A 19,935-nucleotide genomic window follows, 5' to 3' on the forward strand; every position below is an offset into this window, starting at 1 on the left:
ATATGATATCATTTAGATATCATATTAATATTTATTTTTTTATTTAATTAGGGAGGTTGATAGTTGTGAAAGAGATTGATGGAAAAACCACTTCAGGTGGAAAGATACTTTTAGGTGCATTTTTTATACTTATTTTGAGTGTAGTTCTTTTTGGAGTAGGTGTATACAAAGAAGCTAATGTTTTAATTGCACTGGGAATTGTTTTATTTATTGTTTTTATATTTATTCTTCCCGGATTTTTTACTATTCAGCCTAATCAGGCAATGGTATTGATTCTTTTCGGAAAGTATACGGGAACTATAAAAAAGGAAGGCTGGCACTGGGCTAATCCTTTTTATTCCAAGAAAAAGATTTCATTAAGGTCAAGAAATATAAACGGTGAAAAAATAAAGGTTAATGATGAAATGGGTAATCCAATTGAAATAGCCGCAGTAATTGTATGGAGAGTTGAAAATACCGTTGAGGCCATATTTGATGTAGATAATTATGTTGATTATGTAAATGTTCAGAGTGAATCTGCTTTGAGACATTTGGCAGGAATGTATCCATATGATAATACCGAAGATACTCATACCATTTCTCTGAGAGGAAGTACGGATGAGGTTGCAGAAGCACTTAAAAACGAACTGCAGCAAAGACTTGGAAAAGCAGGTGTAATTGTTGAAGAAGCAAGACTTTCTCATTTGGCATATGCACCTGAAATAGCTGCAGCAATGCTTCAAAGACAGCAGGCGGCTGCTATTATTGCAGCAAGACAGAAAATAGTTGAGGGTGCTGTCGGGATGGTTCAGATGGCACTTAACAAGCTTAGTGAAAATGAAATAGTGGAGCTTGACGAAGAAAGAAAGGCTGCAATGGTAAGCAACTTATTGGTGGTACTATGCGGTGAGAGAAATACACAACCGGTTATAAACACCGGAACATTGCATAACTAAAAAGGCGATGGTATTATGGCGGAAAAAAAGACACTTTTACTCAGGCTCAGTCCCAAAATGTGGGAAGAAATATCGAAGTGGGCTGATGATGAATTCCGGTCTGTAAATGGCCAAATAGAGTATCTGATTAGTGAAGCACTTCGTAAACGCAATAAATCAGCCCCTATAACGGATTCCCACAAGGAAAAAGCTGATGGTTGATTAAGTTAAGAAAAGACACGGCATAACAAAAAATGCCGGGTCTTTTCCTGCTTAAGAATTTCTCTGATAAACTTTTACATTTCTTAATAAATAGTTAAATATTTTATGCTATAATGTAGATTATATTGCAGCAAAATAATAACAATATATATTATGAAAGGACGTTTGATTTGGATAAAGGCGTGAAAATAGGTATTTGCGGAGGTACATTCGATCCTGTGCATGTTGGACATCTGGCAGTTGCCGAGATGGTCAGAGAAGAATTTGCACTTGATAAGGTATTATTTATACCATCAGGAAAACCGCCTCACAAAGACCTTGCTTCAGTTACTGACCCTGTTCACAGATTGAATATGGTACAGTGTGCAGTCAGCACAAATCCAAACTTTGAAGCGGTTTCTATTGAGATAGAACGCCGAGGATACACATATACGGTAGATACTCTTAAACAGCTGCATGAACTTTATCCTAAGGGCACGGAGTTTTATTATATAATTGGCGCTGATGTAGTAATGGATCTTCTGAAATGGAAAAGTGCGGAGGAAGTATTTACACTAACAAGTTTTATAGCATTAATGCGGCCCGGATTCCAAGATGAAGAATTTAAGACACGTTTAACTTATTTAAAGAGTGAATATGATGTTAATATTACAGGTTTTGAAGCGCCCCTAATTGAAATTTCATCAACCTTTATAAGAGATAGAATAAAAAACGGAAAATCTGTTAAATATTTTATAATTGAGCCTGTTGAGGGGTATATAAAGAAAAATAAATTGTATATTTAAGAGGATGGAAAATGAATTTTAGTGAAATGGATATACTGCTTAAAAAGTCCCTAAAACCGGGAAGGTACATTCATTCTGTTAATACTATGAAAGTCGCTGTTGAATTGGCTGAACATTATGGTGAGGATATAGAAAAAGCTAAAGTGGCAGGACTTTTGCATGATTGTGCGAAGAACCTTGAAGACAATGAAACAAAGCGGTATTGTATTGAAAATCACATAGAACTCAGTCCGATTGAGGAAAATCAGTTATTCCTTATGCATGGAGCAGTAGGTGCTGTAATGGCAAGACAAAAGTACTGTGTGGAAGACCCTGCCGTACTAAATGCAATTAAGTATCATACTACCGGATTTGCGGGGATGAGTACAATGGATAAAATAATATTTCTGGCTGATTACATTGAGCCGGGAAGAACCCACGGTGATGTACAGGAAGCACGGAGTTTGGCATTCGTAGATTTGGATCGTGCTTTGATAAGTGCTTTTAATAGTGTAATCAAATACGTTATTAGCCAAAATGGCTTAATTCATCCATTTACTATTGAGGCTAGAAACTATATATTATTAATGACACAAAAAACCGAGGAGAACTAGTTTTGGAGATAATAAAAAATGAGTAAATTTTTTAAATTTGTATTTTACGCAGTAGGAACATTTTTACTACTGTTTTCATCAATTATAGTAGGGGCAAATTTTTATAAAGATTCAGGTGTTTTCGACAAAAAGGTTGTTGAAGTAAAAAAGCAACCCGTTAAACCTGCACCTGCATCAAAGACCCCCGGGAAAATAATAGTGGATAGCAAGCCTGTTGAGGATTCCGCTAAAGACACGGCAGAAACTACAAAGAAGAGTGGAAAGACCACAGTTCAGGTTGTTAACTGTACCGGTAAAAAAGGTCTCGCAGGAGAGGTTAAGACTATGCTTGTGGCACAGGGATTTGAGGCAAGTGCCGAAACCGGCAATGTTCAGAGTACTTCTCAAATAATTGTAAGAAAGAAAGGCGTAAAGGCAGGTCCAATCAGCAACATGTTAAAAATATCCAAGGTTTCAGAAGAAATACAGGCTGAACCTAATTTTGATATTACAATAATACTTGGAAATGATTATAATCCTTAATAAAAAACAATCAGAAGATGAGGTGCAAAATATTGGATTCAAAAACATTGGTAGACAAAATCGTTGCGGCTATGGAAGATAAGAAGGCAAAGGATATAAGCATAATTGATATTCATGATATTACGATTATTGCCGATTATTTTGTTATATGCAGCGGTACATCCTCCACTCATATAAAGGCTATAGCCGATGAAGTTGATTTCAAACTGGCTGAAATGGGGCTGGAGGCACACCACAAGGAAGGTTACGATTCTGCAAGATGGATTCTTCTGGACTACGCTGACGTTGTAATACATGTTTTCCATCAGGAGGACAGAGGGTTTTACAATCTGGAAAGGTTATGGTCTGATGGAGAAATGACCAGCATTAGATATTGAACATTGTAATAAGTTGTGCTTTAATATTATTGGGAAAAGCATTAACTATGCTTTTCTTATTTTATGCTGTTTTTGACAAATAAAATAAACATTTAAATTTATTTAATATTTATAATAAAAGGATAGGATATTTAGTTATCCTGCCTGGAAACGGAGATAAAATGATTAGTGCAAACGGTGTCTCTCTAAGGTATGGGGGACGTGCTTTATTTGAAAATGTAAACATTAAATTTACACAGGGAAACTGCTACGGATTGATAGGTGCAAACGGTGCCGGAAAATCAACCTTTCTAAAGATACTTTCTGGTGAAATTGAACCCAATAAGGGTGATATTTCGATTTCTCCCGGAGAGAGAATGGCTGTTTTAAAACAGGATCATTATGCATACGATGAATTTGAAGTTATTAAAACCGTAATGATGGGCCACAAGCGATTGATTGAAATTATGGATGAAAAAGAGGTACTTTACGCAAAGTCTGATTTTACAGAGGAAGAAGGAATAAGACTTTCTGAATTAGAAGGAGAATTTGCGGAGCTGAACGGATGGGAAGCAGAATCCGACGCTGCTACGTTATTAAACGGATTAAACATAACAGAAGAGTACCATTATAAACTCATGAAGGATCTTGACGGTAATCAAAAGGTAAGGGTGCTTTTGGCTCAGGCTCTTTTCGGAAATCCTGATATTCTATTGCTGGACGAGCCTACAAACCATCTTGATATAGCATCTATTACTTGGCTTGAAAACTTTCTGGCCAATTTTGAAAATATAGTTATTGTAGTATCCCATGACAGACACTTTTTGAATCAGGTATGTACACATATTGCTGATATTGACTTTGGAAAGATACAGCTATATGTCGGAAACTACGATTTCTGGTATCAGTCAAGTCAGTTAGCACTTCAGCAGGCGAAGGATGCAAACAAAAAAACTGAAGCAAGAATAAAGGAATTGCAGGAATTTATTCAAAGGTTTAGTGCGAATGCTTCAAAATCAAAACAAGCTACTTCTCGTAAGAAATTATTGGATAAACTTACACTTGAGGATATAAAACCTTCATCAAGAAAGTACCCTTTCGTGGATTTCAAGCCGGAGAGAGAAGCCGGAAACGATTTGCTCATGGTTAATGGCCTTTCAAAGGAGATTGAAGGTGAAAAGCTTCTCAACGACTTTAACCTTATAGTAAATAAGGGTGACAAGATAGCGTTTGTCGGAACATACGGAAATGCAAAAACCACATTGTTTAAAATTCTTATGGGTGAGACTGAACCGGACAGTGGTGACTTTAAATGGGGTATAACTACGTCACAGGCTTATTTCCCAACGGACAACTCCGAATTCTTTGAAGGTGTTGACTTAAATTTGGTGGATTGGTTGAGACAGTTCTCAAAGGATCAGACAGAGACTTTCCTTAGAGGATGGCTTGGAAGGATGCTGTTTTCAGGTGAAGAAGCTTTAAAAAAGGCTTCGGTACTCTCAGGAGGAGAAAAAGTTCGTTGTATGCTGGCAAAGATGATGCTTTCAGGTGCAAATGTACTTGTTCTTGATGAGCCTACAAACCATCTGGATTTGGAATCTATCACTGCACTGAACAATGGTCTGATTAACTATAAGGGAACAATTCTCTTTACTTCTCATGACCATGAGTTTGTTCAGACAATAGCCAACAGAATAATTGAGATAACTCCAAAAGGGATTATCGACAGACAAATGACATATGATGAATATCTTGAAAATGAAGATATTGCAGCATTAAGAAAAGAACTGTGGTCTTAAATAGTCAATTAGAAAATTCACATAATAAAAATAAATGTCCAAGGGTGAACTTAGCCTTTGGATATTTTTTTACATAAAATACATTAACAGACTATTATGTATTGTAATGTAAAATAAAATCGATTATAATCAAATTATAAGAAGAAAAGAACGGGTGAATATTGATGCGATACATAAAGGATTTACAGCCATATAATAAATTCTGGGGGAACTGTATTGTAAATATGTTTCTTTCAATACTAACAAAAGTTGATGCCAGCTATGAACCACTTGCATATCTCAATTATTATGAGTATACCTATTACCCTGATAATGTTTTTCATATGGACTACACTCAAGAGTACTACAATTTTTTCGCAGAAAATATCTTTAAATATGAAGCATTTAATTTTAAGAATAAAGAGAATTTTATACAAGAATTTAAAGATATTCTCATGAACAACTTATATGCAACGCTCAACGTTGATTTATATAATTGGAATAGATTTTCGTATTACTATAATAAAATTCATACATCCCACTTTGCTTTTGTTACAGGTTTTGATGAAGAAAAAGATGTTTTTTATGCTTATGAGGATGATGTAAACTTATTTTATGATATAAGAGAAATTCCTACAAATGAAGTAATTCAAGCTTTTCATTCACCACTTAAACAAATTAAGACAGATTACAGAATTCTTTCCTTTAAAAATGACTTTATTCCTCCCTACGAAATAGACATAAAACAGTTTATAAAATGTACAGAGCAACTGATTTACAATTTGGATATGCTTATAGAAAAGCAGGAAGTTGTAAACAAAACAATGATAAATGAGGACGCATCTAAAATTCATCATTACAATTATGAGTTTTCCAAGATATCTAACAGGTTAAAAGGGAACAAGCTGCTACTTTGCACACTAAAGGATAAGGGACTATTGGATGAACGCCTAACCGATGAATTGAATGAAGTATTGGATGAGTCATGTATCACGTGGAAAAATCTCCAGGGTATATATCTTAAACATTGTCTGAGAAATAACTTTGCTGAACTTGATAATATAGAGGGAAAAATTTCGGATGCCTTTATGACTGAAAAAGAAGTGTGGGAAAAAGTTATTGAAAACCTAAAAAGGCCGGAATAATAAGAATCCCTATAGATTCTATTACTCCGGCTTTTATTTATATGTTTATAAAATTAGCCCACATTTTCAACATATCTCTTGATTTTTTTGGTCGTTGTTTTTACAAACTCTTCTTCACGAATTGTAAAGTCTTTTATTCGCTTATAAAGCGGCATCTGCTTGTTTATTTCCTTGATTTCCCCGTGAATAACCTTGCGTATTTCATCATTTGAAACAATATTAAGATTCAGCTTTGCCTTTATCTCATCAATGTCAGGCAAAATCTGTGCATTGACTTCGGTTTCCCCGGTTTCTTCATCAAATCTGCCCCATACAAGGCTCTCCTTGACAAACTTACTCTTTGCAAGATATGCTTCAACTTCTTCAGGGAATATATTTTTACCGTTCTTTGTGACAATGACATTTTTCTTTCTGCCTGTAATATAAATAAAGCCTTCATCATCAATATATCCTAAGTCACCGGTATATAAACGGCCGTTTTTTAACACATTTCGGGTTGCTGATGGATTTTCGTAATAACCTAACATTACACAATCACCGGATATAACAAATTCTCCAATGCCGTCCTCGCCGATATTTTCAAGCTGTACATCTACCCCTGCAAGCGGCTTTCCGGCGGAATCATGTCTGAACCCACGGTCATTGTTTACTGCAACTATAGGTGAAAACTCAGTGAGTCCGTAGCCTTGGACTATCCTTATACCCATAGCACATAAATCATTCGAAACATCCGGATTTACCGCAGCAGCACCGGAAATAACCAGTCTTACTCTGCCTCCGAAAGTGTTTAAAACTTGTTTGAATAATTTTTTTCGTATATCTATTTTAAAGAAATTATATAGAAAATTGCTTATTTCAATTGCAGTATTAAACTTAATTTTACCCATCCTTGTTTTTGAAGCCTGCTTTACTATTTTCTTGTGCATGTTTTCAAGTATCAGAGGAACCAACATAAGGATTGAAGGTTTTGTCTCCTGCAAGTTTTGAACTATATACTTTAGTCCCTCGTTAAATGACATACAACACCCGCTGTACATCATTACCAAAAAACCTGCCGTACATTCATAGGTGTGATGAAGTGGCAAAATAGAAAGAACACTGTCGGTCTCGTCTATGTAGAGCATTGATACAACAGCTCTTACGTTGGACACAATGTTCTTGCTTGAAAGCATAACCCCTTTAGCCAAATCAGTTGTACCTGATGTAAAAATAAGGGCACACATGGCAGCAGGGTCTATCTCAGCATCCAGATAACTCCTGTCCCCTTGTTTCATTAAATCTCTGCCCTTTTCAATTAAACATGAATAGGATAGAAACCCATCAGATACCTCTTCTTTTTGATCAATGTCTATGTAATATTCAACCCCGGAATTATGGGATAATTTCAACATTTCGCTGCGGTATTTTGATGAAAAAACTATTGCACTGACTCCCGCACGTGAAATAAGATTTTCAACCTCATTAAAAGGAAGCTCCTTGTCTAAAGGGACTATAACACCTACTCCGCCTGTTATTGTAAGGTACGAGGTACACCATTCTGCACTGTTCTGAGACAAAATAGCAATTTTTTTGTCCTTTAAACCTAGACTTATCAATGCCGTACCAAAAGCGTCAATATCGCTTTTGAGTTCAGTATATGTTTTTCCGTAGTACTCACCATTTTTGTCTTTAATGTAAAATGCGTTTTTATCTCCGAATAATTTTGCGCTTTGAACCATAAGATCTTTGAGATCAGTGATTTTCCTAGTCTGGTAAATCGGTTCGGTTCTCATTGACTACACTCCTTTTAAAAAAGCCAGTAGTATTTTTTCAGTTATTTACTGCATATAAACATATACTATAATATAAGTATATTTAAATTAAATCAATATATGAGGCTAATAAAAACATAAAAAGTCGGATTTTTAATTGAAGTTTCTTAATTTGTATTTTCTTTTTCTTGATATTTTTCTTAATATAAATCTCATAATAAAAAAGCAAATTACTATAATTACTCCAATTATAACGTATTTAAAGAGATTATTGCTTGTTATACCCTTTACATAGTCCTTGGATTTTGATTTTAGTGTTTGTTCAACAGTTCTTGAAGAAACGATATCTACTTTTCCCAGCGTTATGCCTTCTCTTGTGTACTCGATGCTCCCAAGAACCGTACCTTTTTTAATAGGAGCTTTTACATCCTGCCTGACATTGATTTTTTTATCAAGCTGCCATTCGTTTTTATCATTAGGTAAAAGTGCCTCAATTACTCCGTTAGTTATAAGATCAATCTTATCCCCATTTGCAGCATCCTTGACGGTGATTTCCTGAATTTTTGTGGAACGGTCAATAATCATTTGTCTGGAATAGTTTTCGTAGCCTGCCTTTAAAAGAGTTTTTGTAAAATCAAAAACACTTCTATTGGGTTTATTATTTACACCGAGTACAACAGAAATCAATTCAAGGCCATCCTTATTTATTGCACTGGAAATAAAATTTGCACCTGCTCGGGAAGTCGAACCGGTTTTTAAACCTGTAATGGTAAACTGATTTCTGTCGTCGCCTGTTTCAGGACCGTACTTAAAGGATTGTCCCAGTAATTTATTTGTAGTATTAAGTACATTCCAAGTTTTATGTTTATTTGTGGCTGGCAGCATATTAAGCTGCTTCTGGCCTATAATTTCACGAAATAAAGGGTATTTTAAACACTCTTTTGCTATAAGAGCCAAATCTCTTGCAGAGGAAAAGTGCTCGGCATCTTTTTCATATTCATCAATTCCACAGGGATTAGTGAAAGTCGTATTTTTTGCTCCCGCTTCTAAAGCAACCTTATTCATTTCTGCCATAAACTTAGATTTATCATTATACAGGTTTTCGGAGATTATGTTGGCAGTTTCATTTGCCGAAACTATCAAAAGAGCGTGAAGCAGATCATTTAACGACATCTGTTCTCCAGGCATGATGCCTATATTCATGCCACCTACGCCTATATCGGTAACTGCCTCATTACTTGCGGTCATTACCTGATCCATATTACCTTCCTTAAGAGCTACTAATGCAGTTGCTATTTTTGTAGTGCTGGCAGGACGCCATTTCAGATCGGGCTTATATTCGTACAAAACACTTCCTGTTTTTGCATCCATTAGTATGTATGAAGCAGCATCAATGTCGAGATTTGCACAAAATGCAGGTGAGACTTGAAATAGTAATACTATTGATATGATTAATGTTGCCAGTACTTTCTTCATAACTCCTCCTGTGAATAAGTAAATATATTATAAGTATAAAGCAAGAATTCACTTTTTTAAACTTTTTTATAGAGATTTGTTTAAATAATATGGTAAAATACTAAAATATGTAATATAATATTTATGAAACATTTCTATATTTTCTTTATTTCTTTCCACAGTATAAATTATAAAGCTGAATTTTCAAAGTATTATTGGTTGGCAGAGGTGGAAATAAATTTATAAATTTCAACAGCTTTTTCTATTTATTTTAAAATCTTTTATTTTTAAAAAACTTAACATAATAGGAGGTAGGCTATGGAGATATCTGTTTTTGGCAAAAAGATATTTTTAAGTAAAATTCATGCAGTATGTATTATTGCAGTTCTGGTATTAGGTGCAGGTATATTAGGTTTTATTCTAAAGCAGGTTTATCATCCACTTGAAATACCAATGGTTGAAGAAAAAAACACCGCAATTGTATCAAAGGAGGCGGAGCCTTCAGAAGAACAGACCGAGGAGGAAAAAGTACCAGATATCAAAGTCTATGTTACAGGTTGTGTAAACAAACCGGGAGTAGTAATAATAAAAAAGGGACAGATTATTGAAGATGCCATAAAAAACGCCGGTGGTGCCACCAAACAAGCTGATCTTGATAATATAAACCTGGCGTACCCTTTAAATGAAAATACTATGTTAAGAATCAAAGCCAAGGGAACGGCAAAAGCAGCAAGCACGGGAAAGACAGGTAATCAGCCTCAATCAGTAAAAGCTACGGGTGGCAATCCCTTAAACAGTGGTGTTGATGTTATAATTGACAGCTTGGGAGCTGATGTGGGGGAGAAAGAGAGCAATTCATCGGATGAATCAAAAGCTAAGCTTCTGAATATCAACAAAGCCTCTCAGGCAGAGCTTGAAGAGCTGCCAAATGTAGGCCCGTCAACTGCAAAAGCTATCATAGAATACAGGGAGCAAAACGGTGGTTTTGTAAAACTAACCGACATTATGAAAATAACGGGAATTAAACAAAAGACATTTGATAAAATAAAAAACTACATATGTATCGACTGATTTTTTTATAGAAATACAAAACAAGAAACCGGCCATTTTCAGCCGGTTCGAAATAATTTAAAGGAGGAAAATATAATTTAATCCATGCACTTATTATATTATTATACTTAGTTAATTCAAATAGTATTAATATACGATTTTCTTACAATAAAAAACCAAAATGATATGCAATATTAACAATTACTTGACATATAACGGCATAATAAACACTAAAAAAGATATATAAACTAATAATACCGATAATGCCGGCAGTACGAAACCTAGAAGTAATAGTTTAAAATATTTCTTTCTCCTGTCTCTCTTACAACGTATAACCCTCTTGTTTCTCAAACTGGTCCTCCTGCTTTTAAAATGTAATAATAAATATCAATAGCTATATTATTTACAAATAATAGCAAAAATAACATCAAATTCAAAACAGTTTATGAAGTATTGACATATAAAAACAGTAAGGAATATAATAAATAAAAAGATACATTAATATCAGCAAAGGCGTTGACGAGAAGAGTAAGTATAAGCTGGGGTTTCAGAGATTGGATATTATTAGCTGAAAGTATCCAAACCTTCACTTTACCGAAGACCACCTCCGAGCTGTATCGGTGATAACGTTATAATCAGCGTATTTTTACGCACAGAGCAGAAAGTAGGGTGGAACCGCGAGATAACTCTCGTCCTTATATAAGGACGGGAGTTTTTTATGTCTTATAAAGTATTGCAAAAGGGAGGTTTTGTACATGATAAAAATTACCTTGAAAGACGGTATTGTAAAAGAATATCAGGAAGGTATAACAGTCCGTGAAATTGCAGAAAGCATAAGTGCGGGATTGGCCAGAGCAGCATTGGCCGGAGAAGTTGACGGTAAGGTAACGGAGCTTGATTTTAAACTGGAGAGTGATTGCAGGTTAAATCTTTTAACTTTCGAAGATGAAGGCGGAAGGTTTGCATACAGACATACCGCTTCCCATGTATTGGCCCAGGCTGTAAAAAGACTGTACCCGAATGCCAAGCTGGCAATAGGGCCTGCAATAGATACCGGATTTTATTATGACTTTGAAAGGGAAAAACCATTTTCGTTAGAGGAACTTGATAGCATTGAAAAGGAAATGGAAAAGATAATAAAAGAGGACTTAAAGCTGGAGAGGTTTGTTCTTCCAAGGAACGAGGCAATAAAGTTCATGGAGGAGAAGGAAGAACCCTATAAGGTCGAACTTATAAAGGACCTTCCGGAAGGAGAAGAAATATCCTTTTACAAACAGGGTGATTTTACAGACCTTTGTGCAGGGCCTCATTTATCCGGGACAGGTAAATTAAAAGCCGTAAAATTGCTTTCTGTTGCAGGTGCCTATTGGAGAGGCAATGAGAAGAATAAAATGCTTCAGAGAATATATGGTACAGCCTTCCCCAAGAGAAGCCAGCTGGATGAATACCTTTTCAGAATTGAAGAGGCAAAAAAGCGTGACCATAGAAAGCTGGGAAGGGAGCTGGATTTATTCGATATATTGGACGAAGGCCCTGGCTTCCCGTTTTTTATGCCAAAAGGTATGGTTCTTCGCAATCTTCTTGAGGATTTCTGGAGATCGGAACACAAAAAAGGCGGATATCAGGAGATTAAAACACCTGTTATCCTGAACAAGGAGCTCTGGCTGAGATCAGGACACTGGGACACTTATAAAGAGAATATGTATACTGTTGATATTGATGAACAGGAATATGCCATAAAACCCATGAATTGTCCTGGAGGAATTCTTGCATTTAAACGTAAACTACATTCTTACAGGGACTTGCCTCAAAGAATGGGAGAACTGGGTCTAGTACACAGGCATGAGCTTTCAGGGGCACTTCACGGATTGATGAGAGTAAGGTGCTTTACACAGGATGATGCACACATTTTTATGACACCTGAGCAGATAACTGATGAAATTGTTGGCGTTATAAATTTAATTGATGATTTCTATAAAGTTTTTGGATTTAAATACAATGTAGAATTATCTACAAGACCCGAAAACTCAATTGGCTCGGATGAAATGTGGGAATTATCTACACAGGGACTTAAAAAAGCATTGGATTTAAAAGGAATTAAGTACACTGTAAATGAGGGAGACGGTGCATTTTACGGGCCGAAGATAGATTTCCATCTGGAGGATTCGATTGGACGTACATGGCAATGCGGAACCATTCAGTTGGATATGAACCTGCCGGAACGATTCGACCTCAGTTATATTGGCCCAGACGGTGAAAAGCACAGACCTGTAATGATTCACAGGGTTGTTTTCGGTAGCATAGAAAGATTTATAGCCATACTAACAGAACATTTTGCAGGTGCGTTTCCAACGTGGCTGAGTCCTGTTCAGGTTAAAATTCTTCCTCTGGTTGACAAGCATCACGATTATGCCTATGAAGTTAAAAAGCTTCTGGAAGCTGAAAATGTTAGGGTAGAGGTAGATGTCAGAAATGAGAAGATAGGTTATAAGATTCGTGAGGCCCAGATAGAAAAGACTCCTTATATGCTTGTAATCGGTGACAAGGAGCTGGAGGGCAGACTGGTTTCTGTCAGATCAAGAAAAGAGGGTGATTTAGGGACTATTTTACCTGAACAGTTTGCAGAGAAAATATCGAATGAAATAAAAAATAAGCTGAAATAAACAGCATTAATAAACGGAGGTAAAAAATGATTAAGATTACATTAAAGGACGGAAGCAATAAGGAATACCAGAACGGTATTACAATCAAGGAAGTTGCTGAAAGCATCAGTGCAGGACTTGCAAGGGCAGCTCTCGCAGGGGAAGTTGACGGAAAGGTAAAGGAACTTGATTTTAAACTTGAAAATGACTGTTCACTTAGCCTTTTAACTTTTTCAGATGAAGGCGGAAGACTTGCATACAGACACACCGCATCACATGTTCTTGCACAAGCTGTAAAAAGGTTGTTCCCAAATGTTAAACTTGCAATAGGCCCGGCTATAGAAAACGGCTTCTATTATGACTTTGATACTGAAAAGAACTTTGCACCCGAGGATTTGGCAAAGCTTGAAAAGGAAATGGAGAAAATCATAAAGGAAGATATTCCTCTGGAAAGATTTGCATTGCCTAGGGAAGAGGCAATCAAATTTATGGAAGACAAGGGTGAACCCTATAAGGTTGAGCTGATAAAGGATTTACCCGAAGGCGAAGAAATATCCTTCTACAAACAGGGGGACTTTGTTGATCTTTGTGCCGGTCCTCATCTTATGTCGACCGGAAAGCTCAAGGCTGTAAAACTTATGAGTGCTGCAGGTGCATATTGGAGAGGCAATGAAAAAAACAAGATGCTCCAGAGAATTTATGGTACCGCCTTCCCTAAAAAGAGTGAATTAGAAGAATATGTAACTAAACTTGAAGAGGCAAAGAAAAGAGACCATAACAAACTGGGCAGAGAACTTGAACTGTTCACAACTGTTGAAGAAGTTGGACAGGGCCTTCCTTTACTTATGCCAAAAGGAGCTAGAATTGTTCAGACCTTGCAAAGATTTGTAGAGGATGAAGAAGAGAGAAGAGGCTATGTGCTGACAAAAACTCCATTTATGGCAAAGAGCGACTTATATAAGCTATCAGGACACTGGCAGCACTATAAGGATGGAATGTTCCTGCTGGGAGATGAGGAAAAGGACGAAGAAGTGATGGCATTAAGGCCTATGACCTGTCCTTTCCAGTTTATGATATACAACACAAAGCTTCACAGCTACCGTGATTTGCCTATAAGATATGGTGAAACTTCTACCTTGTTCAGAAACGAGGCATCCGGGGAAATGCACGGCCTTATACGTGTCCGTCAGTTTACAATTTCAGAGGGACATTTGGTTTGTACTCCTGAACAGCTCGAAGATGAGTTCAAGGGGGTAGTTGACCTGATTAAATTTATGATGGAAACTTTGGGAATACAGGAGGACGTAACTTACAGATTCTCAAAATGGGATCCTAAGAACAAGGAAAAATATATCGGAAACGAAGAAGACTGGGAAAATGTTCAGGGCCAGATGAGAACTATTTTGGACCACTTGAAAATAGATTATAAGGAAGCAGAAGGTGAAGCAGCCTTCTACGGACCAAAACTTGATATCCAGTGCAAGAATGTACACGGAAAGGAAGACACCATTATTACAGTACAGGTTGACTTTGCCCTTGCCGAAAGACTTAGCATGGTTTACGTAGATAAAAATAATGAAAAGAAACATCCATATATAATTCACAGAACATCAATAGGTTGTTATGAAAGAACTCTTGCAATGCTTATTGAAAAATACGCAGGAGCGTTCCCAACTTGGTTATGTCCTGTTCAGGCAAAAATTCTTCCTTTGGTTGACAAGCATCATGATTTTGCACAGAAGGTTGCACAAATGCTCAGAGACAGGGGAGTAAAGGTTGAAGTTGATACAAGAAATGAGAAGATTGGTTATAAGATAAGAGAAGCTCAGATGGAAAAAATACCTTACATGCTTGTAATAGGCGACAAGGAAATGGAAAACGATGCTGTTTCTGTACGTTCCAGAAAAGACGGCGATCTTGGAGCAATGTCTGCAGAACAGTTTGTTGACAAGATAGTTGAAGAAATCAGAACCCGTGCGAAATAACATTTACTTTTATGTATATTTATGGTAGCCTTTTGAATAAGAAAAATGAATTTAAGGGGTATACATGAACGATACAAATTACCATAATGTTATTAGAGAAATGATAAAAGAGGAGACATCCATTGTAAACAACAGGATGAATTGGCTTATACTTTTGGAAGGCCTTTTATTTGCCGGCTATTCGAGCTTATCAACCAGAGGCTTTTCGTTATATATTATTGGAATACTTGGGTTTGTGGTATCTTTATGCATGAGGTATTCGATTCTGTCCAGTGAAAAAGCCATAGCGTTCATAATGGATAACTGGAACAGGTATTTAAAGAAAAACAATATGAAATATATGGATTTCCCGCCGGTCTGGGCCGGAGCCAATCTACAGACAAATCGCTTACAGGCAATTATGACTGCACACAGATTTATACCGTTTGTGTTTATGCTTGCCTGGGTTGGCCTGATTATTAATACTTTGCTACTGAATTTAGGCATATTTAAATAGCGTGTTGGCAGAATATTAAAAACAAGGTATGAATACCATTTTAACAGGTGTTCATACCTTGTTTTACTTTAGAATTATTGTAACATTTACCTTGGGCTAAGTCTGAGTTCCATCCAGTCAAATGCTATCCAATCACTTGGGCCGGCAGTTGAAGTATTTACTATTGTAACTCTGTTGTTTCTTCTTAAATTAGGTACATTAAAGGTTAAATCTCTCCAATTGGTAAACATTCCTCCGGCAGGTACACCATGCTGCAAAGGCACAGGACCGTTATGGACAACAGAACCGTTTATTGTTATTCTGGCAGAGTAACGGTTTACTGGTACACTTGAATGGTCATCAAGAACCGACCTTATAACAATTTGTGCTCTTTGGTTTCCCGGTACAATTAAAAAAGCAGGAGAGTCAAAAGTCCAAGTTCCCTGGTTTCCTGTGTACAGTATATCCGCATTTCTGCTTGGATTTCCGTAGTTCGGAAAACCGGTAAGCTCTTTGAAAAGTACAATCCTGGTAGTGGCAGGGTTATTACTTAAAACCGGCGGTGGGTCGCCGGGTTGACGGAAGGCAGAGTAATCATCTGTATACTGGTAAGCATCATATTCAGATTGTACAGGGTAATAAGGTTGTTCCTGCATAACCGTTGGCTGCTGGCTTACGAAAGGATATCTGATATAAAACATAAATCATCCTCCTATAACATTATATTTACATAATATTCAAAAGGTTAGCTTTATGTTACCTAATTTATAGGAGGATACATTTGAATTTTGGGGGGGCATAATTTACTATATTTTAAGAATTTTTTTATGGAACTTATTACACTAGTCAAGTAAAGTTAAAGTTGGTACTATAATCATGCAGGGCCAATTTATAATAAGAGGTGACATATGAAAAAAAGAATAACAGGTAATTTACTTAAAACAGTAACTGCGATTTTGATTGCAGGGAACATGGTTTTTGGCTCAGCTACTGTTCAGGCGGCTGAGGTAAGTGATTTGAACAAAAGTTCAACGTATGCCAGAGAAGCTATTCAATGGATGGCAAACAACAATATCATTAGTGGGGATAAGCAAGGCAACTTTAATCCACGTCAAAGCATAACAAGAGCTGAACTTTTAACGCTACTGGTAAAGGCTCTGGACATTGATACTTCAAACCTCCCTTCAACAGCTACTTTTTCGGATGTACCTACAAGCCATTGGGCCTTCAAATATGTTGAAGCTGCCAACAGGGCTGGTATAACCAGTGGTACAGGAAGCGGTAAGTTCGGCATTAGTAGCCTGACTACACGGGAACAGGTTACAACAATGCTTTTAAACTATCTTTCAGTATCAAAGGAAGCTATTATCGCAGAGCAGGGTTTGGATGATCTTTTAAAATTCAAAGATGCCGGAAAGATGTCTGATTGGGCAAAGGCATCAATCAAGTTTGCTGTTTCCAATAATATTATGAGCGGAGTAAGTGCTGATTCATTTTCACCGTCAGGAAAAGCGACAAAAGAACAAATAGCTGTTATATTATACAAGTTTTTAAATTCCAAGGAAAGTATTGAGCAAAATGCAGCAGCTCTAAAAAAAGTAGTTGTTACTTACAACGATGACTTAATTAAACTTCAAACACCTGTTAAGGTTATTGAAAATGACATAATGATTCCGGTTGAGGTTTTTTCAAAAACAGGGGCTAAGGTTGATTTTGATAGTCAGATAGGCATAATAGCCATTAAAAGCTTAACAGCTCAGGATAAAAATATCTATATGAATATAGGTAGTAAATCAGCTTATGTTAACTATACTGGTAGCGGCAACCCAATCTCAGACCCATCTGCTCAGGATAAACTGGTTACCCTAAATAATGCGCCTGAACAAATTGATGGGGTAGCTCTTGTTCCTGCAAAGGCAGTAGTGGATGCACTTGGTTTAACAATGGAATGGAACAATAAAGTCAACCTGTTGAAAATTAAGGATAGTACTATTCCTAAGAATCCACAGTTGTACAATGCAATGAAGAGTATGCTGGATTACAAGGGTGAATATAGTACAGAATTAATAATAAACATGAAAGAAAACAGCTTGAATATGAATATTGGAATGAATATGTCCATAAATGGAGCGATAAACGGGAATAATTCAACGTCAAACTCCAAATTTACAATGTCATTTGACGGGGAACAGGAAGACATAATGGATTATCAAACCATAAATATCGGAGACAAGATATATGTAAAAAATCCAGAGACAGATTCATGGAACACATACACCAGAAGTCAGGCTGAAGAAGAAGGTATCCTGTATACTGATTTTGAGTCTGATAGAAATGAAATGCTGCGGTTATTGGATGTTTACGGAAAAATGAACATATCTAATGAGGGAAAAACAATACTCAATGGAGAAGAAGTTTCAAAGTATCAGGTAAGGCTAAATATGGAATTACTGCAGGGATTGTTATCAGCAGATATGCTGGAATATGGCTTAGGACTTGAAGATATATACAACAATGGCCTTGATACAAAAATGTTTGTATATGTTAATTCTCAAGGGCAGCTGGTAAAGCAGGCGATTGTTATATATGGATCCATTGATATGGATGGTTCAACAGGGGAAATTAATATGACAGCCAATAGCATGTATACAAATATCGGAAAAGAAATAGAGATTGTAAGTCCCATAAAATAATCTAGTTATAGCAAAGGAGCAGAAGTCTGAGTTAAAGCAGACTCTGCTTTTTTTGTTTAAAGATACTCTGGAACTTTTTTCATCCTTTAGAGTCAAAGAAATTAAAGTATAATATTAAATGCAGAGGGCTCTTTGAAATATTAAAGGCCCTCTTCTTTATTGACATTATATATCAGAGTGATATAATGAGACTATATCACTCTGATATATAATGGAGGTTGCAAATGAAAAACAGCAAGACCAAATATGCAGTGTTAGGAGTAATAAGTCTTTTAGGTCCGATGTCAGGCTATGATATAAAGAAATTTTGCGATAAATCTATTTCATTTTTTTGGAATGAGAATTTCGGACATTTATATCCTGTACTGGCACAGTTGGAGTCTGATGGACTGATATTGAGAAGCCATTCAGAAGAAGATACGAGAAAAAAGTTGTACATCATTACGGATGAGGGCCGTAAAGAATTGAAGTCCTGGCTTATTGAGCCGGTTGAATATCAGCCTGAAAGGTCGGAGCTGTTATTGAAGTTGTCCTTTGGAAATGAGATGCAGCTAAAAGATACTATTTGCATGTTGGTAGCTGCCAAAGCAAGAAACCAGTTAAAGTATGACCAACTAAACAGCATATACGAATATTATCTGAATAATGATGATGCAAAGAAAAAGCCCCAGTATCCATACTGGCTTATTACCCTCAGATACGGAATAACTTCTTTGGAGGCATCTTTAAAATGGTTTAATGAAGCTTTAGAGTTTTTGAATAAATATGAAGGGAGAATATAAGATGAAAATATCAGAAGGATTGGCAATGCTGGAATTGAAGTCAAATGTACCCAATGTTGAGGGCGTAATGTATCCCGTAATCGTATGGGATGAAAATGAGCTTGTACTTATAGATACCGGCTTACCTGGGCAGGAAAGTAGCATTTTAGACCTTATAGAAAAAGAAGGAGTTTCTCCTCAAAGAATGACAAAAGTCATAATCACGCATCACGATATGGATCACATCGGCAGCCTTGCAGAAATAGTCAAGACTGCAGAGAGCATAAGCGGTAAAAAAGTCGAAGTTTTATCCCATGAAATTGAAAAACCCTATATTCAAGGAGAGTTAATGCCTTTAAAGTTCACCAAGGAAAAGATAGATTCACTAAAAAAGCAAATGGAGGAGCTGCCTCCTGAAAAACGCTTAAAATATCAAAGTTTGTTTTCCTCCAATAAACCTAAAGTAACAAAAACACTGGTCGATAAGCAAGAGCTTCCTTATTGTGGAGGTATAACAATAATACATACTCCGGGACATACATTAGGACATGTTTGTGTTTACCTGAACAGGTACAAAACGCTTTTAGCTGGAGATGGTTTGAATTTTCTAAAACTTCCGGATGGCGAACCGAAGCTTACAGGGCCTAACCCTCAATTTACGTATAATATGGATGAAGCTGTAAAATCGCTAAAAAAAATCTTGGATTACGACATACAGAAAATAGTTTGTTATCACTGCGGTTTGATTCAAAATAATTTAGGCGAACAAATAAACCAAATCTTGGATTAAACAGGTTATTATATGAGG

18 protein-coding genes are annotated in these 19,935 nt (G+C 36.4%); 15 read left to right on the forward strand and 3 right to left on the reverse strand.

Annotation, left to right across the window (positions count from 1 at the left end; translation table 11 throughout):
* Positions 1–65: 65 nt before the first annotated feature.
* From CLO1100_RS05105 to CLO1100_RS05140, 8 genes are all read left to right on the forward strand, one after another.
* On the forward strand, positions 66–935 hold the full coding sequence (locus CLO1100_RS05105; RefSeq protein WP_014312680.1) for an SPFH domain-containing protein: 870 nt from the start codon (positions 66–68) through the stop codon (positions 933–935).
* 15 nt (positions 936–950) lie between these two features.
* Positions 951–1,136, forward strand: coding sequence for a hypothetical protein (locus tag CLO1100_RS05110; RefSeq protein WP_014312681.1), 186 nt, complete (start codon positions 951–953; stop codon positions 1,134–1,136).
* Between the two features lie 170 nt (positions 1,137–1,306).
* Entirely contained in the window at positions 1,307–1,921 is a 615-nt protein-coding gene (nadD, locus tag CLO1100_RS05115; protein ID WP_014312682.1) for a nicotinate-nucleotide adenylyltransferase, read from the forward strand.
* Between the two features lie 11 nt (positions 1,922–1,932).
* Complete coding sequence (gene yqeK, locus CLO1100_RS05120; protein ID WP_014312683.1) at positions 1,933–2,514, forward strand: bis(5'-nucleosyl)-tetraphosphatase (symmetrical) YqeK; 582 nt, start codon at positions 1,933–1,935, stop codon at positions 2,512–2,514.
* A gap of 18 nt (positions 2,515–2,532) precedes the next feature.
* The gene (locus CLO1100_RS05125; protein WP_014312684.1) at positions 2,533–3,036 is read left to right on the forward strand and encodes a LytR C-terminal domain-containing protein; all 504 of its coding nucleotides are present in this window, start codon (positions 2,533–2,535) and stop codon (positions 3,034–3,036) included.
* A gap of 32 nt (positions 3,037–3,068) precedes the next feature.
* Entirely contained in the window at positions 3,069–3,413 is a 345-nt protein-coding gene (rsfS, locus tag CLO1100_RS05130) for a ribosome silencing factor (protein WP_014312685.1), read from the forward strand.
* Between the two features lie 161 nt (positions 3,414–3,574).
* The gene (locus tag CLO1100_RS05135; RefSeq protein WP_014312686.1) at positions 3,575–5,191 is read left to right on the forward strand and encodes an ATP-binding cassette domain-containing protein; all 1,617 of its coding nucleotides are present in this window, start codon (positions 3,575–3,577) and stop codon (positions 5,189–5,191) included.
* Positions 5,192–5,355: 164 nt separating this feature from the next.
* Positions 5,356–6,315, forward strand: a complete 960-nt coding sequence (locus tag CLO1100_RS05140; RefSeq protein WP_014312687.1) for a hypothetical protein — start codon at positions 5,356–5,358, stop codon at positions 6,313–6,315.
* Between the two features lie 53 nt (positions 6,316–6,368).
* On the opposite strand, the gene CLO1100_RS05145 is transcribed toward CLO1100_RS05140, so the two are convergent.
* Both CLO1100_RS05145 and CLO1100_RS05150 read right to left on the reverse strand, forming a co-directional pair.
* Entirely contained in the window at positions 6,369–8,087 is a 1,719-nt protein-coding gene (locus tag CLO1100_RS05145) for an AMP-binding protein (RefSeq protein WP_014312688.1), read from the reverse strand.
* Between the two features lie 132 nt (positions 8,088–8,219).
* Positions 8,220–9,542 (reverse strand): D-alanyl-D-alanine carboxypeptidase family protein, encoded by a 1,323-nt coding sequence (locus CLO1100_RS05150; RefSeq protein WP_014312689.1) that lies wholly within the window; start codon positions 9,540–9,542, stop codon positions 8,220–8,222.
* Between the two features lie 297 nt (positions 9,543–9,839).
* On the opposite strand from CLO1100_RS05150, the gene CLO1100_RS05155 reads away from it, so the two are divergent.
* The 4 genes from CLO1100_RS05155 to CLO1100_RS05170 all read left to right on the forward strand — a co-directional run bounded on the left by CLO1100_RS05155 (position 9,840) and on the right by CLO1100_RS05170 (position 15,694).
* Positions 9,840–10,592 carry a helix-hairpin-helix domain-containing protein gene (locus CLO1100_RS05155; RefSeq protein ID WP_014312690.1) on the forward strand — a complete coding sequence of 251 codons (753 nt, stop codon included), beginning with the start codon at positions 9,840–9,842 and terminating at the stop codon, positions 10,590–10,592.
* A 734-nt stretch (positions 10,593–11,326) separates the two neighbouring features.
* Complete coding sequence (thrS, locus tag CLO1100_RS05160) at positions 11,327–13,234, forward strand: threonine--tRNA ligase (protein WP_014312691.1); 1,908 nt, start codon at positions 11,327–11,329, stop codon at positions 13,232–13,234.
* Between the two features lie 26 nt (positions 13,235–13,260).
* Positions 13,261–15,198 (forward strand): threonine--tRNA ligase, encoded by a 1,938-nt coding sequence (gene thrS, locus CLO1100_RS05165; protein ID WP_014312692.1) that lies wholly within the window; start codon positions 13,261–13,263, stop codon positions 15,196–15,198.
* 64 nt (positions 15,199–15,262) lie between these two features.
* Positions 15,263–15,694 carry a hypothetical protein gene (locus tag CLO1100_RS05170; RefSeq protein ID WP_014312693.1) on the forward strand — a complete coding sequence of 144 codons (432 nt, stop codon included), beginning with the start codon at positions 15,263–15,265 and terminating at the stop codon, positions 15,692–15,694.
* An 86-nt stretch (positions 15,695–15,780) separates the two neighbouring features.
* Here CLO1100_RS05170 and CLO1100_RS05175 read toward each other — a convergent pair whose 3' ends face one another.
* A complete protein-coding gene (locus CLO1100_RS05175) occupies positions 15,781–16,374 on the reverse strand; it encodes a hypothetical protein (protein ID WP_014312694.1) in 594 nt (197 codons plus the stop codon).
* A gap of 207 nt (positions 16,375–16,581) precedes the next feature.
* On the opposite strand from CLO1100_RS05175, the gene CLO1100_RS05180 reads away from it, so the two are divergent.
* From CLO1100_RS05180 to CLO1100_RS05190, 3 genes are all read left to right on the forward strand, one after another.
* Positions 16,582–18,366 carry an S-layer homology domain-containing protein gene (locus CLO1100_RS05180; RefSeq protein WP_014312695.1) on the forward strand — a complete coding sequence of 595 codons (1,785 nt, stop codon included), beginning with the start codon at positions 16,582–16,584 and terminating at the stop codon, positions 18,364–18,366.
* Positions 18,367–18,590: 224 nt separating this feature from the next.
* Entirely contained in the window at positions 18,591–19,148 is a 558-nt protein-coding gene (locus CLO1100_RS05185) for a PadR family transcriptional regulator (protein WP_014312696.1), read from the forward strand.
* 1 nt (position 19,149) lies between these two features.
* A complete protein-coding gene (locus CLO1100_RS05190) occupies positions 19,150–19,917 on the forward strand; it encodes an MBL fold metallo-hydrolase (RefSeq protein WP_014312697.1) in 768 nt (255 codons plus the stop codon).
* Positions 19,918–19,935 lie beyond the last annotated feature (18 nt).

This window comes from Clostridium sp. BNL1100, assembly GCF_000244875.1.
Lineage (GTDB): Bacteria > Bacillota > Clostridia > Acetivibrionales > DSM-1351 > Ruminiclostridium.